The following is a 20,513-nucleotide window of genomic DNA, read 5'->3' as shown; positions in this document are numbered from 1 at the left end:
GGGCGCACCGCCGGCCCGGGCGGTCAGGCCCGGCCCTGGAGGCGGGCCGCCGTGTCCCGGACGTCCGCGAGGCGGGCGGAGAGAGCCGCACCCGGGCAACTGGTCTGGTAACCGTCGTCGTGGCCCGCGACGGCGGGCAGCATGGCGGTGGCGCCCGCGGCGTACCGGCTGAGGCCGTTGCTGGAGACCAGGGCGACCTTCGCCCGCGGGTCGGTGCCGGTCTCGCCCAGCTTCCAGGCCGCCACGGCGGCGATCGCGTCGGTCAGCTCGTCGGGCACGGGCACCCCGGCGGTGTAGGTGCCGAGGGCGGCGATCCCGGTGGTGCGGTGGTTGAAGCCCTGGGTGTGGGCGCCGGTGACGGGCCGGTCGATGCCGCCGGCGCGGCCCTCGTACACGGTGCCGCAGCGGTCCACGACGAAGTTGTAGCCGATGTCGTCCCAGTCCCGGGCACCGGTCTGACCCTGGTACACCCCGCGGAGGATGGCCGGCACGTCGGCGCAGTCGTAGCCGTTGGGCGTGTCCGTGTGGTGGACGAAGACGGCGACCACCTCGTCGTCGTAGCGGGGGGCGGGCTGGGCGCGGGCGGCGTCGCCCAGCCAGACCGACCGGGGCACGATGTCGGGCCGGGGCGCGGCGTACCGGTCGGTGGCGGCGGCCGGAACGGCCTCGGCGTCGGCGTCGGCCGCCCGTTCCACCCCGTTCGCGCACAGGAAGAGCGCGGCGACGGCGGCCAGCCCGGGCAGGGCACCGAGCAGCGCCCGTGCCGCGGTCGGCATGCGCACGGCGCCGGGTATGCGGGCGGTCCGTCGCTCCCGGGCCCGGCGCGGTCCTCGGAAGACTCGCATGGTCCCACTGTCCGGCGGATCCGCTCTGTCCGCGATGTGTGCTGTGCCACCCGGTGGAACCATCGTCCCGGTGCACGGCGTTTCACCCATGACCGGCCCGCACACACTCGCTCGCACAGGTGGCCGTTTTCCGGACAGTCGTGCGCACCAGGCTGATCATCGGCCCGGTACGGCACGTACTGAGGATCCCGGGGCCCGGCAGAAAGGCGGTTCGCGTGGACCTGCTCGACATCGTGCTCGCGCTGGTGGTGCTGGCCTACGCCGCCTCCGGCTACCGGCGCGGCCTGGTGGCCGGCTGCGTGTCGCTGGCGGGCTTCGTGGGCGGCGCGGCGCTCGGCGTGTGGGTCCTGCCGTGGGTGATGGACCTGGTGGAGCGGGGCTCGACGGCGGCGACCGTGGTCGCGGTGGTCACGGTGCTGCTGCCGGCGATGGCGGTCCACGAGCTGGCGGGACGCCTCGCGCTGCGGCTGCGCGGAGAAATGGCCGCGGGCCCGCTCCGGGTGGCCGACGGGGTCGGCGGCGCGGTCGCGAACTCGGCGGCGGCGCTGATCGTGGCGTGGGTGGCGGCGAGCGTCCTCGCGGCCTCCTCGTCCTCGCTGCTCACCTCGGCGATCCGGGACTCGACGCTGCTGGGCGCGGTGCAGCGGGTGATGCCGGACACCACCCCGGCGTGGTTCTCCCGGTCGACGTCCGCGCTGGCCGACGCCGGGTTCCCGCAGGTCTTCAACCCGTTCGAGAACGAGTCGGCCGCCGAGGTCGCCGAGCCCTCCGGCGACAGCGTCACGCCCGCGGCCACCCGCGCGGCCCGGCTCAGCACGGTGAAGGTGGAGGGCGTGAGCGGCACCCAGGGCCGGGAGGGCAGCGGCTTCGTGTACGCGCCGGAGCACGTGATGACCAACGCCCACGTGGTGGCCGGCATCGACGACCCGAGCGTCCGGGTGGGCGGCGTGGGCCCCACGTACGAGGCGCGGGTGGTGCTGTTCGACCCGGACAAGGACGTGGCCGTGCTGTACGTCCCGGACCTGAGCGCGCCGGTGCTGCGGTTCGACGAGGACGCCGCGCGGGGCGACGCCGCGGTGGTGGCGGGCTATCCGCAGAACGGCGACCTGGATCTGCGGGCGGCGACGGTGGCCAACCGGGTCCGCGCCACCGGTCAGAACATCTACAACGACGAGAACGTGACCCGGGAGATCTACTCGATCCGTTCCACGGTCCGCCCCGGCAACTCGGGCGGACCGCTGCTGACCACCGACGGCCGGGTGTACGGGGTGGTGTTCGCCCGTTCCACCTCCGACGCGGAGACCGGCTACGTGCTGACGGCGGCCGAGGTGGCCCCCGAGGCCCGCGACGCGGCGGACGCCACGCGGGCGGTGGACACGGGCGAGCCGGTCACGTCGTGAGCGCGGTCAAGGCGTGAGCGCGGTCAGCATCTGTCCCATCAGCACGTCGTCGACGTACCGGCCGTCGAGGTGGAACTCCTCGGGCTGTACGCCCTCCACGACGAAGCCCTCCGACTCGTAGAGGCCCCGGGCGGCCGTGTTGTGGCCGAGAACCCGCAGGGTGATCCGGCGGAAGCCCTCGTGCCGGGCCTCCTCGACGGCGGCCCGGACCAGTGCCCGCCCCACGCCGTGGCCGCGGGCCGCGCCGGCGACGGCGAGGCCGCGGATCTGCCGGACGTGGGTGTTGGAGGCCAGCGGGGTGGGAAATCCGAGGCGGACGTAGCCGACGACGGCGCCGTCGAGTTCGGCGACCAGGTGGGCGTCGGGGCCGCAGGTGTCCCGGAAGAAGGGGTCGTCCGGTCCCGGCGGGGGCGAGACGGCGTGCAGGTAGGACCAGGTCTCGAGGTCGATCCGGCGCAGCGGGTGCTCGTCCTCGGACCTGGCGCGGCGTATGTGCGGGGCTGGCATGGCGATCACTGTACGACGCGGTGCCGGGGACCGGTCCGGGGTTTTTCCGGGGCCACCCGGCAGGATGGACCTCTGGGGGACGGGCACGTGGACGGCGGGCACACGGACGGCGGGCACGTGGCCGCCGGACACATGGGCGGCAGGCACACGGACGACGGACACACGGACGGCGGGCACATGGACCACGGACACACGGACCACGGACACACGGACGACCGGCACACGGACGACGGACGACGCCCGCCCGGGGACCGCCCCCGCATCGTGGTGGCCGGAGCGTCCGGTCTGATCGGCGGCGCCCTGGCGCGGTCCCTGACCGCGGACGGGCACCGGGTGGTGCGCCTGGTGCGGCGCGCCCCCGAGGGCCCGGACGAGGTCCGCTGGGACCCCGAGAACGGGCGGGTGGACGCCACCGGCCTGGAGGGCTGCGACGCGGTGGTCAACCTGGCCGGGGCCGGGGTGGGCGACCGCCGCTGGACCGACGCGTACAAGACCCGCATCCGCAGCAGCCGGGTGCACGGCACGACGGCGCTCGCGGAGGCCGTCGCCGCGCTGGAACGGCCGCCGCGGGTCTTCGTGAACGGCAGCGCGATGGGCTACTACGGGGAGACCGGCGACCGTCCCGTGGACGAGAGCGCCCCGCCGGGCGAGGGCTTCCTGCCGGGCCTGTGCGTGGAGTGGGAGGCGGCGGCGGCCCCCGCGCAGAAGGCGGGCGTGCGGACGGTGTTCACCCGCACCGGCCTGGTCGTCGCGCGCCGGGGCGGCGCCTGGGGACGGCTCTTCCCGCTCTTCCGGGCAGGGCTCGGCGGGCGGATGGGCGACGGGTCGCAGTACTGGTCCTTCGTCGCGCTGCACGACGAGGTGGCGGCGATCCGGCACCTCCTGGACCGGGACGACCTCTCCGGCCCCTTCAACCTGACCGCCCCTCAGCCGGTGACGAACCGTGAGGTGACGGTGGCCATGGGCCGGGTACTGCACCGCCCGACGCCGTTCGCCGTGCCCGCGCCGGTGCTGCGCGCCGCGCTCGGCGAGATGGCGGGCGACGTCCTCGGCAGTGCCCGGGTCCTCCCCGCCCGCCTCCTGGAGTCGGGCTTCCGCTTCGCGTTCCCGGAGATCGACGGGGCGATCCGGGCGGCACTGTGATCCACGCGGTCCCGCGCGACCCTGCACAGCCCCGCGCGGCCACGCGCGGCCACGCGCCACCGCACTCCGACCACTCGATGCCCATATCGCACCCGCATGCGACCGCTGTGCGACCGTGTGCTGCCCCCGGGTGATTCCCGTTGACCGTTTCGCACCCTAACCTCGTCTCGAACTCGGGTATTCCTCAAGCCTGTTGGGGGCATGACGTCTCCAGCGGCCGCGCAACCTCGAGGAGGGGCACGTGCTTGAGCCCGCGTACCAGGCGGACGTCGTCGTCGTGGGGGCCGGGATCGCCGGACTCGCCGCGGCGCAACGGCTGACCAGCGCAGGAGTGACGACCACGGTCCTGGAGGCCGCCCATGCGGTGGGCGGTCGGATGGCCACCGAGAAGGTCGACGGTTTCCGGCTCGACAGAGTCGGACAGCTGCTGTCCACGGCGTACCCCGAACTGCGCCGCACCCCCGGGCTCGACGGCCTCGCGCTGCTGCCCTTCGCCCCCGGGGTCCTGCTGCACAGCGAGGGCCGCCACCATCACGCGGGCGCCCCGTCGGGCGTACGGAGCGCGCGGGGCGCACTCCACGCGGTGCGCGCCCTCGCGAGCGCCCCCGCTCGATGCCCGCGCCCCGGCGCACGGTGAACGCGCCCGGCACGTCCGGCAGGCCCGCCGCGGCGCCCCGCACCCGCGCCGGCGCCCCGCTCGGCACCGCCGTGGACCAGGCCCGGCTCGGTGCCGCGCTGGCCCGCCTCGCGCACACGCCGGCCGAACGGCTGCTGGCCCGCCCGGAACTGCCCGCCGCCCGGGCACTGGCGGCCCGCGGGCTGCCGGCCCGCACGATCGACGGCTTCCTGCGCCCCCTGCTCGCCGCCCTGCTGTACGACCCGGACCTCACGACGTCCAGCCGGTGCGCGGACCTCGCGCTGCGCGCCTTCGCCGGCGGACGGCTCGCGCTGCCCGAGGGCGGCGCCGAGGCCCTGCCGGAGCACATGGCGCGGTCGCTGCCGCCGGGCACCGTGCACACCGGAGTCCGCGTCACCTCGGTCGCGACCAACGCGGTGACCACCGCGGAGCACGGCGTCATCCGCTGCCGGGCCGTGCTGGTGGCGACCGACGCCCGCGCGGCGGCCGAGCTGCTGCCCGGCCTGCGGGTGCCGGACTTCCACCCGGTGACGGTGGTCCACCACACCACCGACGAGCCGCCGACGACCGGCGCCGCCCTGCTGCTCGACGCCGACCGGGGCGGCCCGGTGGCCCACACGGCACAGGTCAGCCGGGTGGACCCGTCCCGCGCGCCGGCCGGCCGCACCCTGGTCTCGTCGACGGTCCTCGGCCCTCCCCCGCCCGACCTCGACACCGCCGTGCGCATCCACCTGTCCCGCCTCTACGGCACCCCGACCACCCGCTGGGAGACCCTCGCCGTGCACCACACGCCCGAGGCGGTGCCCGCGATGCGCCCGCCGCACGATCCACGCAGGCCGGTACGGCTGCTGGCCGGGCTGTACGTGTGCGGCGACCACCGCGACACCAGCACCGCCCAGGGCGCCCTGCACTCGGGCCGCCGGGCCTCGGCGGCGATCCTGAGCGACCTCGGCGCGGGCCGTCCGATGCACTCGGCGGAGCCGACGCCGACGGCCCACGCGGCCTAGGTCCGACCCGGTCCGGCGCTACCCCAGGGCGGCCACCTTGTCCCGGTACCCCCGGACCGGGGCGGCGTCCCGGTACGGCTCCAGGCGGCGCTCGAAGTCGCGGACGTACTCCGTGGCGCGCACCGAGCGCATCTCGGCCGCCTGCCCCGCCGCCTCGGCGGCCAGCTGGCAGGCCTGGTCGAGTTCGCCGAGGCCGAGCCGGGCGGTGGCGAGGACGACCCGGCAGAAGAGCCGGCTGCGGGCGTAGACGGGGGCGCGCAGTTGCAGCGAGCGTTCCGCGTGCTGGGCGGCGGCGCGGAACTGCTGGAGGTCGCGGTGGCAGTGCCCGAACTCGTCGGCGAGCTGCGCCTCGTCGAAGAAGCGCGCCCAGTGCGGCACCTCGTCGCCGGGCCGGGCGGCCTCCAGCGCCCGCTCGGCCCGCACCAGGGCCGCGGTGCAGGCCCGCACCTCGCCGAGCAGGCCGTGCGCCCGCGCCTCGGCGGCGTGCAGCAGGGTCTGCACGACCGGCGGCGCGGAGGTGCCCACGCCCTGCTGCGCCACGCGCGCGAGCTGCACGGCCTCGCGCCCGTGGCCGAGGTAGACGGCCTGCCGGCTCATGGTGACCAGCACGTACGAGCCGTAGGCCCGGTCCCCGGCCGCCTGCGACAGCCGCAGCGCCTGCACGAAGTAGCGCTGGGCGAGGCCGTGCGCGGCGATGTCGTACGAGGTCCAGCCGGCGAGCCGGGTCAGGTCGGCGGCGGCGAAGAGGCGGCGGCCGGTCTGCTCGCCGTAGGTGCCGCGCAGCATCGGCTCCAGTTCGTGTTCGAGGTAGCGCACGAGGGCCTGGCGGGCGTGTCCGCCGCCGTAGCGGTCGTCGAGGCTGCGGAACAGCTCGCCGACGGAGCGCAGCGCGGCGAGGTCGCCCCCGCTGACCTTCTGGCCGGGGCCGCGCTCGGCCGGGGCCCGGCGCCTGGACGGGTCGAGCGGGACGGCGGGCCGCGGGGTCGCCGGGCGGCCCTGCGCGGGAATGCGGACGGGCACCTCGACGCGGGCCACCTTCTCGTCGGGGCGGCCGATCAGCCAGTCGCGGCTGGGCACGACGAGCCCGGCCGGGGTGAAGGCGATCTTCCGCAGCTCGGCGTGGCTGCCGGAGTCCTTGCGCCACAGCCCGCCGACGATGTCGACCGCCTCCTCCGGGCTCCCGGCGAACTCCAGGCCCGCGTAGACGGGCGCGCAGGCGTCCAGGCCGAGGTCCTGGGCGGTCAGGCGGCGGCCCAGGCGCCGGGTGAAGACCTCGGCGATCAGGGCCGGGGTGGTGCCGCGGGGCTGCTGACCGCGCAGCCACCGGGTGACGGACGTCTTGTCATATCTCAGGTCCAGGCCGTGTTCGAGTCCGAGCTGGTCGACGCGACGCGCGAGACCCGCGTTCGAGAACCCCGCTTCGGCGATGAGCGCGGCGAGCTGGCGGTTGGGGGTGCGCTGCGCGGGTCGTTCCGTCATGGTGCGGTGCGGTCTCCTGCCTTCCGGGCGTTCGATTGCCCGGAGCGCCTGTGAGCAGCCCTTATGGCCTCGTGAACGGCGTGAATGTAGCGGAGAGTAAGCACCCGATCGCACAATTCGCCCGGCATTCATCCGATCGTGTGAGAATTGCCCGCCCTGCTGACGACGTGCGGACGGTCGTACAGTGGCGTGGGCACGCTTCGTGCCTTACGACCTTGCAGGGAGGCACGTGCCGTGAGTGAGCTGCGCTTCGTCCGGATGGGGTTCGGTGCCGATCGCGTCGAGTACCAGGAGGCGTGGGACGAACAACGCCGGGTGCACGCCGCGCGGTTCGTCGACGAGGTCCCCGACACCGTGCTGCTCCTCGAACACCCGCCGGTCTACACCGCCGGCCGGCGCACCGAGGACAGCGAGCGTCCGCTGGACGGCACCCCGGTGATCGACGTGGACCGCGGCGGCAAGATCACCTGGCACGGCCCGGGCCAGCTGGTGGGCTACCCCATCCAGAAGCTCCCGCGCCCGGTCGACGTGGTGGCCCACGTCCGCCGCCTGGAGGAGGCCCTGATCCGCACCTGCGCGGAGTTCGGCCTGGAGACCTCCCGGGTGGAGGGCCGCAGCGGCGTCTGGGTCCTCGGCGACCCGGTCGAGCAGCGCCCCGTGCTCGGCGGCCTCTCCCTGGACTTCGACCCCCGCCTGAGCGACGAGGACTTCGACCCCCGCCTCGACGGACCCGAGTACGCCCCGTCCAACGCGGGCCAGCGCCGCGAGGACCGCAAGATCGCCGCCATCGGCATCCGGGTCGCCAAGGGTGTCACGATGCACGGCTTCGCGCTGAACGTGAACCCCGACAACAAGTGGTTCGACAGGATCATCCCCTGCGGCATCCGCGACGCGGGCGTCGCGTCCCTGGCGAACGAACTCGGCCGCGACGTGACCATCGAGGAGGTCCTCCCGGTGGCCGAACGCCACCTCCGGGACGTCCTGGAGAACGCGGAACTCAAGCCCCGGATCATCGAGAAGACGACGGCGGCATAAAACGAGCCCGTCCGGCGTTTGAGGACGAGGCCGTTCAGGCCGAAGCGGGGCCTGGGGGCGGCAGCCCCCAGCAAGGCCAGCACCAACGCCGACCAACAAATCAACGGGCGTACCCTGAAGAACGCCGAAGAATCAAACGCTAGGGAGCCGGTCGTGTCCGCAGTCGCACCCGACGGACGCAAGATGCTGCGCCTGGAGGTCCGCAACAGCCAGACCCCCATCGAGCGCAAGCCCGAGTGGATCAAGACCCGGGCGAAAATGGGCCCCGAATACACCAAGATGCAGAACCTCGTGAAGAGCGAGGGCCTGCACACGGTCTGCCAGGAAGCCGGCTGTCCCAACATCTACGAGTGCTGGGAGGACCGCGAGGCGACCTTCCTCATCGGCGGCGACCAGTGCACCCGGCGCTGCGACTTCTGCCAGATCGACACCGGCAAGCCCGAGGCGCTCGACCGCGACGAGCCGCGCCGCGTCGGCGAGTCCGTGGTCACCATGGACCTGAACTACGCCACCATCACCGGCGTCGCCCGCGACGACCTCCCCGACGGCGGCGCGTGGCTGTACGCGGAGACGGTGCGCCAGATCCACGAGCAGACCGCCGGCCGCGAGGCCGGCCGCACCAAGGTCGAGCTGCTGGCCCCGGACTTCAACGCCGTCCCGGAGCTGCTCCGGGAGGTCTTCGAGTCCCGCCCCGAGGTCTTCGCGCACAACGTCGAGACCGTCCCGCGGATCTTCAAGCGCATCCGCCCGGGCTTCCGCTACGAGCGCTCCCTGAAGGTCATCACCGACGCCCGTGACTTCGGCCTGGTCACCAAGTCGAACCTGATCCTCGGCATGGGCGAGACCCGCGAGGAGATCAGCGAGGCGCTGAAGCAGCTGCACGAGGCCGGCTGCGAGCTGATCACCATCACGCAGTACCTGCGCCCGTCCGTGCGCCACCACCCGGTGGAGCGCTGGGTCAAGCCGCAGGAGTTCGTCGAGCTGAAGGAGGAGGCCGAGCAGATCGGCTTCTCCGGCGTGATGTCGGGCCCGCTGGTCCGCTCGTCGTACCGGGCCGGACGGCTCTACGGAATGGCCATGGAGCAGCGCCGGTCCGCCATCGTGTGAAGTCCCGCACAAGTCACTACTGGCCAGTAATGGCCGATACGTCGCGGCCCCGACCGTCCTCGCTGATGAGGGCACCGGTCGGGGCCGCGAGCCCGTTCCAGCACCCGGCGACGCGGCTTCATGTGCGTTTGACCGGCGGGTCACGCCCTGGTAACACCAATCAGTGACCCTGGAATCACAGCACGTACACCGCCACGTACACCCGTCTCCGTACCCGGAGCCGTACCGAGGGGGGACCTCCACCATGCAGGCCGCGCCCGTTCGCCCCACCACCGTCCGCGCCACCGCCATCCCGTCGTTCACCACCGCCCTGCGGGCCGTCGAGTCGCTGCTGATGAGCGGCGGCCAGCGCACCGCCCGGCGCAACGCCTGGAACTCCGTCCTGGAGGACCGCCGCCGTGCCAAGGACCGGATCGAGACCGAGCGCGCGCTGCGGCAGTCCGTCGCCGGCCGCCCCTGACCACGTCCCGCCCCACCCCCCGACGGGCACGGCCGGGCACTGCCGTCGTCGGCGCTTTCGGGGGCACGTAGACTTCGTGCCATGGCGAGGAAGGAACCTGCAGCGGACGCTGCGAATCCCGGGCGACTGAAGCAGATCGCTCTGACCTACAAGATGACCCGCAAGGCCGACAAGAAGATCGGTCTTGTGCTCGCGGGTGTCGGCATCGTCGTCTTCGGTGTCCTCCTCGCGATCGGTTTCTGGATCGGTCACCCCATCTATCTCGGCATCCTGGGCCTGCTGCTCGCCTTCCTCGCGACGGCGATCGTCTTCGGGCGCCGGGCCGAGCGGGCGGCCTTCGGGCAGATGGAGGGACAGCCCGGCGCCGCGGCGGCCGTGCTGGACAACATCGGCCGGGGCTGGACGACGACCCCCGCGGTGGCGATGAACCGCAACCAGGACGTGGTGCACCGCGCGGTCGGCAAGGCCGGCATCGTGCTGGTCGCGGAGGGCAACCCGAACCGGGTGAAGTCCCTGCTGGCGGCCGAGAAGAAGAAGATGAACCGCATCGTCGCCGACGTCCCGGTGCACGACCTGCTGGTGGGCACCGGCGAGGGGCAGGTCGAGCTGAAGAAGCTGCGCACGACCATGCTCAAGCTCCCCCGCGTGCTGAGCGGCCCGCAGGTCACCGTGACCAACGACCGGCTGCGCGCCCTGGGCGACCTGATGAGCAACATGCCGCTGCCGAAGGGCCCGATGCCCAAGGGCATGCGGATGCCCCGCGGCGGCAACCCCAAGCAGCGCTGACCCGCAGGACTCCAAGACGCCGGTACGGCGATGGGGGCGGCCCGATCACTCGGGCCGCCCCCATCGCCGTACCGGCCTCGTACCGCTCGCCCCACCGGCCTCGTACCGCGCGAGACGTGAGGCGCGCGGCGGATCAGATCCGGACTTCGACCGTGCGCGCCAGCCGGTCGTGCAGGCCCCGGCCGTCGCGGTCCCAGATCAGCGCCGGGAGGGCGAGGCACAGCAGGACCGAGCGGAGCAGGGCGCGCAGCGGGCTGGGGCGGCCCGTGGCGAGGTCCACGACGCGCAGGCCGAACAGGCGCTTGCCCGGGGTGAAGCCGACCGTGCCGACGGTCAGCACGCTCAGCACGAAGAAGATCAGCAGCGCCCAGTTGCTCGCCGTCTGCCCGTAGCTGCCCGTGATCAGGCCGTATGCGATCAGGGAGCACAGGGCCCAGTCGACGGCCAGGGCGCCGAGCCGCCTGCCCGGGCGGGCGATCGAACCCGGGCCCTCCTCGGGCAGGCCGAGCTGCTCGCCGCGGTGTCCGAGATCGGCGCCGGCGTCTTCCACGGCCGCGCGAGGGCCGGAGAGCCACGATCCGATTGCTTGCCTGTTGTCCACCCGAACACGGTACTGCGCCCGTATACGTACCGGGGACGGCGGGGTGTGCGGGCCCCCGATCCGGCCTAGGCTGGGTAGGGAGCCGGTTAACTTCTGCGAAACAAATGGGTCACGCCCGAGAAATCACCCGTCCCTAGGGTCGAGGAAGCGTGTGCCACCCGCACTGGCCGCACGAACGATCTACCAACCCGGCGGGACGGTCGGGAGTAGGAGGAGCTGGATGTTCCAGAACGCCGACGACGTCAAGAAGTTCATCGCGGACGAGGACGTCAAGTTCGTCGATGTCCGGTTCTGTGACCTGCCGGGCGTCATGCAGCACTTCACGCTGCCCGCCACGGCGTTCGACCCCGACGCCGAGCAGGCCTTCGACGGATCCTCGATCCGCGGCTTCCAGGCCATCCACGAGTCGGACATGTCCCTGCGTCCCGACCTGTCCACCGCGCGCGTCGACCCGTTCCGCCGGGACAAGACCCTCAACATCAACTTCTTCATCCACGACCCGATCACGGGCGAGCAGTACTCCCGCGACCCGCGGAACGTGGCGAAGAAGGCCGAGGCGTACCTGGCCTCGACGGGCATCGCCGACACGGCGTTCTTCGGTCCCGAGGCCGAGTTCTACGTCTTCGACTCCGTCCGCTTCGCCACCCGCGAGAACGAGTCCTTCTACCACATCGACTCCGAGGCCGGCGCCTGGAACACCGGTGCGCTGGAGGACAACCGCGGCTACAAGGTCCGTTACAAGGGCGGCTACTTCCCGGTCCCGCCGGTCGACCACTTCGCCGACCTGCGCGCCGAGATCTCCCTGGAGCTGGAGCGGTCCGGCCTCCAGGTCGAGCGCCAGCACCACGAGGTGGGCACGGCCGGCCAGGCGGAGATCAACTACAAGTTCAACACGCTGCTCGCGGCCGCGGACGACCTCCAGCTCTTCAAGTACATCGTGAAGAACGTGGCCTGGAAGAACGGCAAGACGGCGACCTTCATGCCGAAGCCGATCTTCGGTGACAACGGCTCGGGCATGCACGTCCACCAGTCGCTGTGGTCGGGCGGCGAGCCGCTCTTCTACGACGAGCAGGGCTACGCCGGCCTGTCGGACACCGCCCGCTACTACATCGGCGGCATCCTCAAGCACGCCCCGTCGCTGCTGGCCTTCACCAACCCGACGGTGAACTCGTACCACCGCCTGGTGCCGGGCTTCGAGGCGCCGGTGAACCTGGTGTACTCGCAGCGCAACCGCTCGGCCGCGATGCGCATCCCGATCACGGGCTCGAACCCGAAGGCCAAGCGCGTCGAGTTCCGCGCCCCGGACGCCTCCGGCAACCCGTACCTGGCCTTCTCGGCCCTGCTGCTCGCGGGCCTGGACGGCATCAAGAACAAGATCGAGCCGGCCGAGCCGATCGACAAGGACCTCTACGAGCTGGCTCCCGAGGAGCACGCGAACGTGGCGCAGGTCCCGACCTCGCTGGGCGCGGTCCTGGACCGTCTGGAGGCCGACCACGAGTTCCTGCTCCAGGGCGACGTGTTCACGCCGGACCTGATCGAGACGTGGATCGACTTCAAGCGCGCCAACGAGATCGCGCCGCTGCAGCTGCGTCCGCACCCGCACGAGTTCGAGATGTACTTCGACGTGTGATCGACGGGTCCCGCCGATCCGACCGGCGCCCCCGTCCCCGTCTCCCGGGGGCGGGGGCGCCGTCGTACGTGGCCGAAAACCCTTCACAGGGTGCGGGCGGGCCGGGATCATGTTCACTGACACGGTTGTTCGAGTCAGGTTGACGTCGGGGGGACGGGGAGAGTGCCGGAGATGCCGGATCGCGACGACGAGGAGCGCGAGTACGACCTGAGGTGGGCGGAGGGTGCCGAGCACAAGGAGCCCTCGGCGCGCGCCCGGATGCTCGCCGCGCGCTGGAAGGAGAACCCGCCCGGCCCGGTCCCCTTCCGCGCCGACCCCGACCACGTGGGCTCGCGGCGCCGGTCGTCGTGGGTGTCCACCGTCGTGGTGCTCGGCTGTGTGGCCGCGGTGATCGTGCTGCTCGGTTACGTCAACTTCCGGGCGCCCTACTAGGCCTGTCCGGCCCCCCCGGTCTCAGCGGAACGCGGTGACGTTGCGGGCGGCCCAGTCGGCGAAGGGGCGCGGGGCGCGGCCGAGGACCCGTTCGACGTCCGGGCTGACGCGCTGCTCGGCCGGGCTCGGGTTGCCGACGATGTCCAGGGTGTCGTCGGCGAGTTCCGCCGGCATGCTCCGGGCCATGGCGGCCCTGGCCTCCTCGCGGGTCAGCTCGTGGAAGGCCACGGGCGAGCCGAGCGCTGCGGCGAGGGCCTCCGTCTGCCCGCGCGGAGTGATCACCTCCGGGCCGGTCAGCTCGTACGCGTCGCCGGTGTACCGGTCCTCCAGCAGGCAGGCCGCCGCCACCGCCGCGATGTCGGCCGGGTCGATCACCGGCACCCCGACGTCGCCGAAGGGCGCCGCGACGACCCGTCGCTCGCGGACGGACCCGGCCCACCACAGGGCGTTGGAGGCGAAGCCGCCCGGCCGCAGCAGAGCCCACTCGAGGCCGGACTCCCGCACCGTGTCCTCCAGCTCGCGCATGGCGATCCGCGTCGCCCCGAAGGGCCTGGTCACCACGCCGAGCGTGGAGAGCAGGACGATGCGGCGGACCCCGCTCTCCACGGCCTCGGCGACGATGTCGGCGGGGTTGGCGCCGAGGGCGTGCAGATCGCCGGAGAGCAGCAGGAACAGCGACTTCGCCCCGGCCAGCGAGGGCCGCAGGCCGGCCGGCTCGGCGAGGTCGGCCACCTGGTGGCGGACGCCGTCGGGTACCGCCGCCGGGTGCCGGGACACCGCCGTCACCTGCTCGCCCGCCTCCGCCAGCGCCCGCGTCAGCGGCCGGCCGATGTTTCCGGTCGCCCCGGTCACCACGATCATGATCAGCTCCTTGTCGGACGTGCTCAAAGGTGCTCGGAAGTGCTCCGAGGGCGTTCACGCTAGGAGGGGCGGCTAACTCCTGGTAAGGGCATACCTGGAGGTAAGCTCATGACATGACGGAAGGCGTGCAGCACAGACGGGTCGAGACCGGCGGGCGGTATGACGTGTTTCACACCGACTGCCTGGCGCGGGACGTGGTGGACCATGTGACCAGCAGGTGGGGCGTCTGGGTGCTGATCTCCCTGCGCCGCAACGACCTCCGGTTCTACGAGCTGCGCGAGAGCATCCGGGGCATCAGCGAGAAGATGCTGGCCCAGACCCTGCGCGCGCTGGTCGAGGACGGTCTGGTCTGGCGGAAGGTCGAGCCGACGACGCCGCCGCAGGTCACGTACGGGCTGACCGAGTTCGGCCGGGACGTCGGCGAGCCGCTGACGGAGCTGTTCGACCGGATCACCCGGCGGCTGTCGGCGCTCGGTCCCGCCTGACCTTCGGTGCGCCGGGTGCACACTGGACAGCGGGACGAGTGCCCGACTGCGAGGTGGTGGAGATGCAGAGCCGCTTCCGGAGTGACCGGCGGTTGACCGTGCGCATGGGGATCACCCTGTTCCTGCTCGGCCTGTTGTACGTGGGTTTCGTCGCCGCGCTGATCGCGCTGCTGAAGTCCTGGGTCCTGGTCGTGGTGATCGTGGCGCTGGTGTTCGGGGCGCAGTACTGGTTCTCCGACCGGATCGCGCTGTTCGCGATGCGCGGCCGGGTCGTGGAGCGGGAGGAGTATCCGGAGCTGCACGGGGTGGTGGACCGGCTGGCGGCGATGGCCGACATGCCGAAGCCGGTGGTCGCGGTGTCGGAGATGGAGATGCCGAACGCCTTCGCCACCGGCCGCAATCCGGACAACGCGGTGGTCTGCGTCACCACCGGGCTGCTGCGGCGGCTGGAGCCCGCGGAGCTGGAGGGGGTGCTGGCGCACGAGCTGTCGCACGTGGCGCACAAGGACGTCGCGGTGATCACGGTGGCGTCGTTCCTGGGCGTGATCGCCGGGCTGATCGTGCGGTTCGCCTTCTACTCCCAGCTCTTCGGCGGGCGCCGGGACCAGAACACGATGGCCGTGCTGGCGGTCGTGATGGGCGTCTCGGCGGCCGTGTACGCGCTCAGCTTCCTGCTGATCCGGGCCCTGTCCCGGTACCGGGAGCTGGCGGCCGACCGGGCCGCGGCCCTGCTCACCGGGCGCCCCTCGGCCCTGGCGGCGGCGCTCACCAAGGTCACCGGCGACATCGCCCGCATCCCGACCAAGGACCTGCGCACGGCCCAGGCCTTCAACGCCTTCTACTTCACCCCGGCCTTCGGCAGCGACCCCGGCCTCGGCCGGTTCTTCGCCACCCACCCCAGCCTGGAGCAGCGGCTCGACCAGCTGGGCCGGATCTCCACCGAGCTGGGCGAGGCGCCGGCGCCCGGCAGGGCCTGAGGCGCGGGCATGGGACTGCTGGACATCCTGCTCGGCCGCTCCAGGGCCGTGGCCCCGGATCTGGACCGGCTCTTCGCCCTGCCCTCCGCGGCGGTGGGCCTGGAGGCCGCCGCCGGGTTCCGTCCGACCGGGCAGGGGGCGGTGTGCTTCGCGACGGTCGAGGGCGCCGCCTTCGAGCGCACCCACCGCGAGATCCGCGCCCTGCTGGACGCGGACGCCGGCCGCACCCCGGTGGAGCCGGTCCACGACTCCTACGGGTACTCCTGGCTCGTCTCGCAGCGCTCCCCGGATGAGCTGCCCCTCCTGGTGAACGACCTGCACGCGGTGAACACCACCCTGGAGGCGGGCGGGTTCGGCCCGCGGCTGCTGTGCTCCCTGGCCGGTTTCGTGGACGACGACGGGCGGCGGCTCGCCCTCGTCTACCTCTACAAGCGCGGCACCTTCTACCCCTTCGCGCCCCTGCCCGGCGAACGGCGACGGCGGGACAACGCGCTGGAGCTGCGGATACGGGCGGCGCTCGGCGACGAACTGCCGGTGGAGGGCGACCTGGGCCGCTGGTTCCCGGTGTGGGGCGCGCCCGGACTCTGACCGCCGTGCGCCGCCGCCTGTCAGTGGGGTCGGGCACGATGTCCGTACCGAGGACGCTACGGACGTGACGACGGGCGGAGGGCCCCATGGATGACGGCGGACGACGGCACATCGGGACGGCCGAGCGGCGGCACCGGCTGGCCCTGCGGCAGCGGCTGGCGGGGGCCGCGCGGGCGGGGAGCCCGGAGGAGGTCGCCGAATCGCTGGTGGCGCTGCACGGCACGGACCCGGCGGCGGTGCACCTGGCCGTGGGCGCGCGGCTGGCGGACGCGGCGAAGACCGTGGGCGAGACGGAGCGGGCGCTGTACGAGGACGGGGCGCTGGTCCGGATGCACGGCATGCGGCACACGGTGTTCGTGTTCCCCACCGGGCTGACGGCGGTCGTGCACGCCTCCACCGGCCGCGCCGTCGCCGCCCGGGAGCGGGCCAGACTGCTCAAGAACATGGCGGCGGCCGGGGCGCCGGACGCCGCCTGGCTGACCGAGGTGGAGGAGTCCGCGCTGGCCGCGCTGGCCCGGCGCGGCCAGGCCACGGCGGCCGAACTGGCCCGCGACGAGCCGCGTCTCAAGGAGCAGTACGTCTACGCGGCCGGGAAGAGCTACGAGGGGGTGCACACCGTCTCGACCCAGCTGCTGAGGGTGCTGGGCGTGGAGGGCAAGGTGGTGCGGGGGCGGCCGCTGGGCTCGTGGACGTCCAGCCAGTTCCGCTGGGCACCGGCGCCGGAGCATCCCGAGCTGGATCCGGGCGAGGCCCAGGCCGAGCTGTTGCGCCGGTGGCTGACGGCATGCGGTCCGGCGACCGAGGACGACCTCAAGTGGTGGACCGGCTGGCGGGTGACGGAGGTGCGCCGCGCGCTGACCGCGATCGGCGCGGAGGCGGTCTCGCTGGACGAGGGCACGGGGTACGTCGTCTCCGGTGACACCGGCCCGGTCGCCGGACCCGCCGAGCCGTGGGCGGCGCTGCTGCCCGCGCTGGATCCCACCGCGATGGGCTGGCAGCAGCGGGACTGGTACCTCGCCCCCGAGCTGCGGCCGATGCTCTTCGACCGCAGCGGCAACGTGGGACCGACCGTGTGGTGGAACGGCGTGGTGGTCGGCGGCTGGGCCCAGCGCGCCGACGGCGAGATCGTCTGGCGGCTGCCGGCCGGCGAGGACGTCGGCGGTGACGCCGAGGCCGCGATCCGGGCGGAGGCGGAACGCCTGTCGTCCTGGGTGGGCACGACCCGGATCACGCCGCGGTTCCGGACGCCGCTGGAACGGGAGCTGTCGGCGTAGCGCAGGCCCTCGAACGCCGGGCGCCCTCAGCGGAAAGGGCACCCGGCGTCCCGCTCACCGCGAGTACCGCATCAACGCCCGCACCATGTGGCACGTGGTGTCCGACGGCGGGTGGACCCCGATGGTCAGGGCAGCGCTCCGTATCCTCTCGTTGCGCGCCTGGTTGGGCAGGTAGACGCCGGAGTCGAGCAGGGCGATGGCGAGCCGCATCGCCTTGAGCCGGCGGTTGTGCGTCACGTACCACTCGCGGGGGCGGCCCGCCGGCAGCGGACGCTTCTCCACGGGTTCGTACGGCAGGTCGAGCAGGACGGGCCGCTTGGTGGTGGACTGGGTGGGCAACGGCTTCGGCTTCAGTGCGGCAGCGGGCACAGGCATCCTCCGGTCGCGGTCGCGGCGCCGTCCGGACCTCCCGGCGACACCCTCGAACACTGCTTCTATTTTACTGCCCACCACTGACAAAAGCCCCTGCCCACAAGGCCTTTCGGGGCCGCTGGGACCCACGTGGTGAAAGAGTTTCGGGACCCTCCGGCTACCGTGTCCGGCATGGAGATCTGGATCAATCCGGCCTGTTCGAAGTGCCGCAGCGCCATCAGTCTGCTCGACGCGGAGGGGGCCGACTACACCGTCCGCCGCTACCTGGAGGACGTACCGAGCGCGGACGAGATCCGCGAGGTGCTCAGCCGGCTCGGACTCGAACCGTGGGACATCACCCGCACCCAGGAGGCGGCGGCCAAGGAACTGGGCCTGACGGACTGGCCCCGTGACGAGGCGTCACGCGACCGCTGGATCACCGCGCTCACCGAACACCCGAAGCTGATCCAGCGCCCGATCATCACGGCGGACGACGGAACGGCCGTGGTGGGCCGCACCGACGAGGCGGTCCGGGACGCCCTGTCCCGGTAGACGGGGGCCCGGCGGTGTGACGCAGGTTACGTGCGCGCATCGGCGCGACCGGTGAGTAACTCCGTTCGGTATCTCGTACATAACGGCGTACGCTCCCCTACCTCTTCAGGAGGCGCGCATGTCGCGCAGGAGAACTCTCGGTACGCAGAAGAAGATCGCGCTGCTGGTCTGCGCCGCCGCGGTGGCCGGTGGCGGCGCCTTCCTCGCGGCGAACGCGTCGAACGCCGCGCAGACCGCCCCGGAGGCGCGGACCAAGGCGGCCCAGGACCCGGGCGTCTGCCAGGGCCTGGCCACCGCGCTCGGCAACAACCAGCGGTTCATCGAGGGCCAGCGGGCCGATCCCGACGCGCAGTCGCAGGCCCGGATCGAGAACCGCGAGGCCGTCGTCGCGGAGATCGAGCGCAAGCAGGCGGCGTCCGGGTGCGCGGTCGGGGAGTCGGCTCAGGACCCCCAGGCCGCGCAGCCGCCGCAGTCCGGGCAGGACACCGGTGACCAGGCCGGAAACCAGGCCGGTGACCAGGCCGGAGGCGCCGCGCAGGCCGGCGAGCAGGTCTGCGCCGGTTCCACCGTCACCCTCTCCGGCGAGGGCGGCGCGCCCGCCGCCTCCAGCAACCAGTTCCCGGTGGGCACCAAGCTCAGGGTGACCAACCTCGACAACGACAAGTCCACGACCGTGGAGGTGAACTCGGTCTCGGGAAGCTGTGCCCTGCTCAACAACGCGGCCTTCGAACAGGTCCGGGAGGAGGGCAAGTTCCTGATCCGGCGGGCGCTGATCGAGAAGGTCGGCTGAGGCTCAGCCGACGGGCGCGGTGAGGAAGTCGCCGAGGCGGCGGCCGAGGCCGGGCGGCGCGGACTGGGGCAGCGCGTGGTGGGACACGTCCGGCAGGACCTCCGTCTCCACGTGCGGCAGCAGGGTCCGCGCCCGGGCCGCCACCTCGGCGGCGTCGTGCGTCCTGCTGTTCCCGGCCAGGAGCAGCAGGACCGGCACGTCCAGGGCGCGCAGCGCCTCCGGGGCCGGGCGCGGTCCGGTGACCGGCCTGCGCTCCGGGAAGCCGACGGCGGCCTCCTGGAGGGCGAGCCAGTCCGCGTCGAGCGGGGTCGCGCCGGTCTCCCACTCCAGGAAGGCGCGGACCCGGCGGGGCGTGGGCCGCAGCAGCATCGGCAGCGCGCGCAGCAGGTAGGCCGCCTTGAACCCGGCGAAGCACTGGGTCGGGTCCAGGAGGAACAGGCGGCGTACCCGGCCGGGCGCGTGCAGGGTGTGGTGCAGGGCGATCCAGGCGCCGTAGGAGTGCCCGCCGAGGTCCGTCTCCGCGATGCCGAGGCCGTCGAGGAGCGCGTCCAGCCAGCCGGCCAGGTCGGCGACCGTACGGGGGTGGCGGTCGCCGGCCGGTGTGCTGCGGCCCGGCGCGCCGATCAGGTCGACGGCGTGGACGCGGTGGGTGCGGGACAGCTCGGCGGCCTGGGCGTACCAGGACGCGGAGGTCGCCGCACCGCCGCCCGGCAGCAGCACGAGGGGGCGACCGTCGGCCGGGCCGGTCAGGTGGACGTGCGTCTCGCCGAAGGGGGTGGGTACGGTCACCGACTCGGTCCCCGTGGGCCACTTGGCCATGACCTTGTCGTAGGCGTCGTGGAAACGGCCGGCGTCGTACGGACCGCGAGCGCTCATGAGCGGTGCCCCCTGTTTCGCTTGCTCCCTGTTCCTGGTTTCCCCGATATTACCTCGCTGAACGAGATACTTGTCGAGCGAGGCGATCGTCGCAGCGCCGGAAGAGTCGGAAGAAACGGCAGAGATGGCAGAGATGGCAGAGCCGGAAGAGACCGAACGGAGCACCCGCATGTCCGACCCGGAACCGGAGCTGGAGATCGTCCATCTCCTGCGCGCGGTCACCGTCGAACTGGGCGCGCACAGCGCGCGGTTCGCGCAGCGCAACGGCATGCACCCCACCGACGTCCGCGCCCTCATCGCGCTCATGGACGCGGCACGGGCGGGCGGGGCGACGACCGCCGGACACCTGGGCGCCGCCCTCGGGCTGAACTCCGCGGGCACGACGGCGCTGGTCGACCGGCTGGAGCGGGCCGGTCACGTGCGCCGGGTGCGCGACGAACGCGACCGGCGCAGGGTCACCGTCGAGGTGGACGAACGGGCCGTGGCGCTGGGCTGGTCCCACTTCGGCCCGCTGATCGGGCGGGCGGTGGAGCTGCTGCGCGGCTACGACGAGCGGGAACTGGCGGCGATCCGGGGCTTCCTGACCGGCGTACGGGAGGCCGCCGCGGACGACGGGGGTGAGCCGCGCCACAACGAGCCCGGGTAACACGGGGTTCACATACGGGCAACGGCCGGGAAATCGCCCGTTGG

22 protein-coding genes and 1 pseudogene are annotated in these 20,513 nt (G+C 73.0%); 16 read left to right on the top strand and 7 right to left on the bottom strand.

What is annotated here, in order from left to right:
* Positions 1 to 23 precede the first annotated feature (23 nt).
* Positions 24 to 950: a peptidoglycan recognition protein family protein gene (locus Sru02f_RS08020; protein WP_109031757.1), complete on the bottom strand. Its 927-nt coding sequence runs from the start codon at positions 948 to 950 to the stop codon at positions 24 to 26.
* A 110-nt stretch (positions 951 to 1,060) separates the two neighbouring features.
* Between Sru02f_RS08020 and Sru02f_RS08015 the strand changes: the two genes are divergently transcribed.
* Positions 1,061 to 2,245, top strand: coding sequence for a MarP family serine protease (locus tag Sru02f_RS08015; protein WP_109031756.1), 1,185 nt, complete (start codon positions 1,061 to 1,063; stop codon positions 2,243 to 2,245).
* Between the two features lie 6 nt (positions 2,246 to 2,251).
* Here the strand turns inward: Sru02f_RS08015 and Sru02f_RS08010 are convergent, their stop codons facing one another.
* Positions 2,252 to 2,752 carry a GNAT family N-acetyltransferase gene (locus Sru02f_RS08010; RefSeq protein ID WP_174855067.1) on the bottom strand — a complete coding sequence of 167 codons (501 nt, stop codon included), beginning with the start codon at positions 2,750 to 2,752 and terminating at the stop codon, positions 2,252 to 2,254.
* Between the two features lie 132 nt (positions 2,753 to 2,884).
* On the opposite strand from Sru02f_RS08010, the gene Sru02f_RS08005 reads away from it, so the two are divergent.
* Positions 2,885 to 3,895, top strand: coding sequence for a TIGR01777 family oxidoreductase (locus Sru02f_RS08005; protein WP_244941842.1), 1,011 nt, complete (start codon positions 2,885 to 2,887; stop codon positions 3,893 to 3,895).
* 241 nt (positions 3,896 to 4,136) lie between these two features.
* Positions 4,137 to 5,539: pseudogene (locus Sru02f_RS08000) on the top strand (NAD(P)/FAD-dependent oxidoreductase).
* An 18-nt stretch (positions 5,540 to 5,557) separates the two neighbouring features.
* Here Sru02f_RS08000 and Sru02f_RS07995 read toward each other — a convergent pair.
* Complete coding sequence (locus tag Sru02f_RS07995) at positions 5,558 to 7,018, bottom strand: regulator (protein WP_373103414.1); 1,461 nt, start codon at positions 7,016 to 7,018, stop codon at positions 5,558 to 5,560.
* 234 nt (positions 7,019 to 7,252) lie between these two features.
* On the opposite strand from Sru02f_RS07995, the gene lipB reads away from it, so the two are divergent.
* The 4 genes from lipB (at position 7,253) to Sru02f_RS07975 (ending at position 10,406) form a co-directional block, all read left to right on the top strand.
* Positions 7,253 to 8,053: a lipoyl(octanoyl) transferase LipB gene (gene lipB / locus Sru02f_RS07990; protein WP_109031753.1), complete on the top strand. Its 801-nt coding sequence runs from the start codon at positions 7,253 to 7,255 to the stop codon at positions 8,051 to 8,053.
* Positions 8,054 to 8,206: 153 nt separating this feature from the next.
* Positions 8,207 to 9,160 carry a lipoyl synthase gene (gene lipA, locus Sru02f_RS07985; protein ID WP_109031752.1) on the top strand — a complete coding sequence of 318 codons (954 nt, stop codon included), beginning with the start codon at positions 8,207 to 8,209 and terminating at the stop codon, positions 9,158 to 9,160.
* A gap of 244 nt (positions 9,161 to 9,404) precedes the next feature.
* Positions 9,405 to 9,620, top strand: coding sequence for an SCO2195 family GlnR-regulated protein (locus tag Sru02f_RS07980; protein ID WP_003976620.1), 216 nt, complete (start codon positions 9,405 to 9,407; stop codon positions 9,618 to 9,620).
* Positions 9,621 to 9,701: 81 nt separating this feature from the next.
* Positions 9,702 to 10,406: a DUF4191 domain-containing protein gene (locus Sru02f_RS07975; RefSeq protein ID WP_003976619.1), complete on the top strand. Its 705-nt coding sequence runs from the start codon at positions 9,702 to 9,704 to the stop codon at positions 10,404 to 10,406.
* Positions 10,407 to 10,539: 133 nt separating this feature from the next.
* Here Sru02f_RS07975 and Sru02f_RS07970 read toward each other — a convergent pair whose 3' ends face one another.
* Complete coding sequence (locus Sru02f_RS07970; protein ID WP_109031751.1) at positions 10,540 to 11,007, bottom strand: RDD family protein; 468 nt, start codon at positions 11,005 to 11,007, stop codon at positions 10,540 to 10,542.
* A 220-nt stretch (positions 11,008 to 11,227) separates the two neighbouring features.
* Between Sru02f_RS07970 and glnA the strand changes: the two genes are divergently transcribed.
* Positions 11,228 to 12,637 carry a type I glutamate--ammonia ligase gene (gene glnA / locus Sru02f_RS07965; RefSeq protein ID WP_003976617.1) on the top strand — a complete coding sequence of 470 codons (1,410 nt, stop codon included), beginning with the start codon at positions 11,228 to 11,230 and terminating at the stop codon, positions 12,635 to 12,637.
* 171 nt (positions 12,638 to 12,808) lie between these two features.
* A complete protein-coding gene (locus Sru02f_RS07960; protein ID WP_016326052.1) occupies positions 12,809 to 13,069 on the top strand; it encodes an SCO2583/SCO2584 N-terminal domain-containing protein in 261 nt (86 codons plus the stop codon).
* 21 nt (positions 13,070 to 13,090) lie between these two features.
* Here the strand turns inward: Sru02f_RS07960 and Sru02f_RS07955 are convergent, their stop codons facing one another.
* Positions 13,091 to 13,930: an SDR family oxidoreductase gene (locus Sru02f_RS07955; RefSeq protein ID WP_109032090.1), complete on the bottom strand. Its 840-nt coding sequence runs from the start codon at positions 13,928 to 13,930 to the stop codon at positions 13,091 to 13,093.
* Between the two features lie 113 nt (positions 13,931 to 14,043).
* Here Sru02f_RS07955 and Sru02f_RS07950 point away from each other — a divergent pair, with 113 nt between their 5' ends.
* From Sru02f_RS07950 to Sru02f_RS07935, 4 genes are all read left to right on the top strand, one after another.
* Entirely contained in the window at positions 14,044 to 14,415 is a 372-nt protein-coding gene (locus tag Sru02f_RS07950; RefSeq protein ID WP_109031750.1) for a winged helix-turn-helix transcriptional regulator, read from the top strand.
* A gap of 62 nt (positions 14,416 to 14,477) precedes the next feature.
* A complete protein-coding gene (gene htpX / locus Sru02f_RS07945) occupies positions 14,478 to 15,392 on the top strand; it encodes a zinc metalloprotease HtpX (protein WP_109032089.1) in 915 nt (304 codons plus the stop codon).
* 9 nt (positions 15,393 to 15,401) lie between these two features.
* Positions 15,402 to 15,980 carry a PspA-associated protein PspAB gene (gene pspAB, locus Sru02f_RS07940; protein ID WP_109031749.1) on the top strand — a complete coding sequence of 193 codons (579 nt, stop codon included), beginning with the start codon at positions 15,402 to 15,404 and terminating at the stop codon, positions 15,978 to 15,980.
* 86 nt (positions 15,981 to 16,066) lie between these two features.
* Positions 16,067 to 17,254: a winged helix DNA-binding domain-containing protein gene (locus tag Sru02f_RS07935; RefSeq protein WP_109031748.1), complete on the top strand. Its 1,188-nt coding sequence runs from the start codon at positions 16,067 to 16,069 to the stop codon at positions 17,252 to 17,254.
* A gap of 54 nt (positions 17,255 to 17,308) precedes the next feature.
* Here the strand turns inward: Sru02f_RS07935 and Sru02f_RS07930 are convergent, their stop codons facing one another.
* On the bottom strand, positions 17,309 to 17,623 hold the full coding sequence (locus tag Sru02f_RS07930) for a hypothetical protein (protein WP_109031747.1): 315 nt from the start codon (positions 17,621 to 17,623) through the stop codon (positions 17,309 to 17,311).
* Between the two features lie 174 nt (positions 17,624 to 17,797).
* On the opposite strand from Sru02f_RS07930, the gene Sru02f_RS07925 reads away from it, so the two are divergent.
* Positions 17,798 to 18,157: an arsenate reductase family protein gene (locus tag Sru02f_RS07925; RefSeq protein ID WP_109032088.1), complete on the top strand. Its 360-nt coding sequence runs from the start codon at positions 17,798 to 17,800 to the stop codon at positions 18,155 to 18,157.
* Positions 18,158 to 18,275: 118 nt separating this feature from the next.
* Complete coding sequence (locus Sru02f_RS07920) at positions 18,276 to 18,947, top strand: RlpA-like double-psi beta-barrel domain-containing protein (protein WP_109031746.1); 672 nt, start codon at positions 18,276 to 18,278, stop codon at positions 18,945 to 18,947.
* A gap of 3 nt (positions 18,948 to 18,950) precedes the next feature.
* Here the strand turns inward: Sru02f_RS07920 and Sru02f_RS07915 are convergent, their stop codons facing one another.
* Entirely contained in the window at positions 18,951 to 19,823 is an 873-nt protein-coding gene (locus Sru02f_RS07915; RefSeq protein ID WP_109031745.1) for an alpha/beta fold hydrolase, read from the bottom strand.
* Positions 19,824 to 19,992: 169 nt separating this feature from the next.
* On the opposite strand from Sru02f_RS07915, the gene Sru02f_RS07910 reads away from it, so the two are divergent.
* Positions 19,993 to 20,469: a MarR family transcriptional regulator gene (locus Sru02f_RS07910; RefSeq protein WP_174855066.1), complete on the top strand. Its 477-nt coding sequence runs from the start codon at positions 19,993 to 19,995 to the stop codon at positions 20,467 to 20,469.
* Positions 20,470 to 20,513: the final 44 nt, after the last annotated feature.

This window comes from Streptomyces rubrogriseus, assembly GCF_027947575.1.
GTDB classification, from domain to species: domain Bacteria; phylum Actinomycetota; class Actinomycetes; order Streptomycetales; family Streptomycetaceae; genus Streptomyces; species Streptomyces rubrogriseus.
The sequence above is the reverse complement of the archived record's forward strand: the minus strand, read 5'-3'. Positions and strand labels throughout refer to the sequence as shown.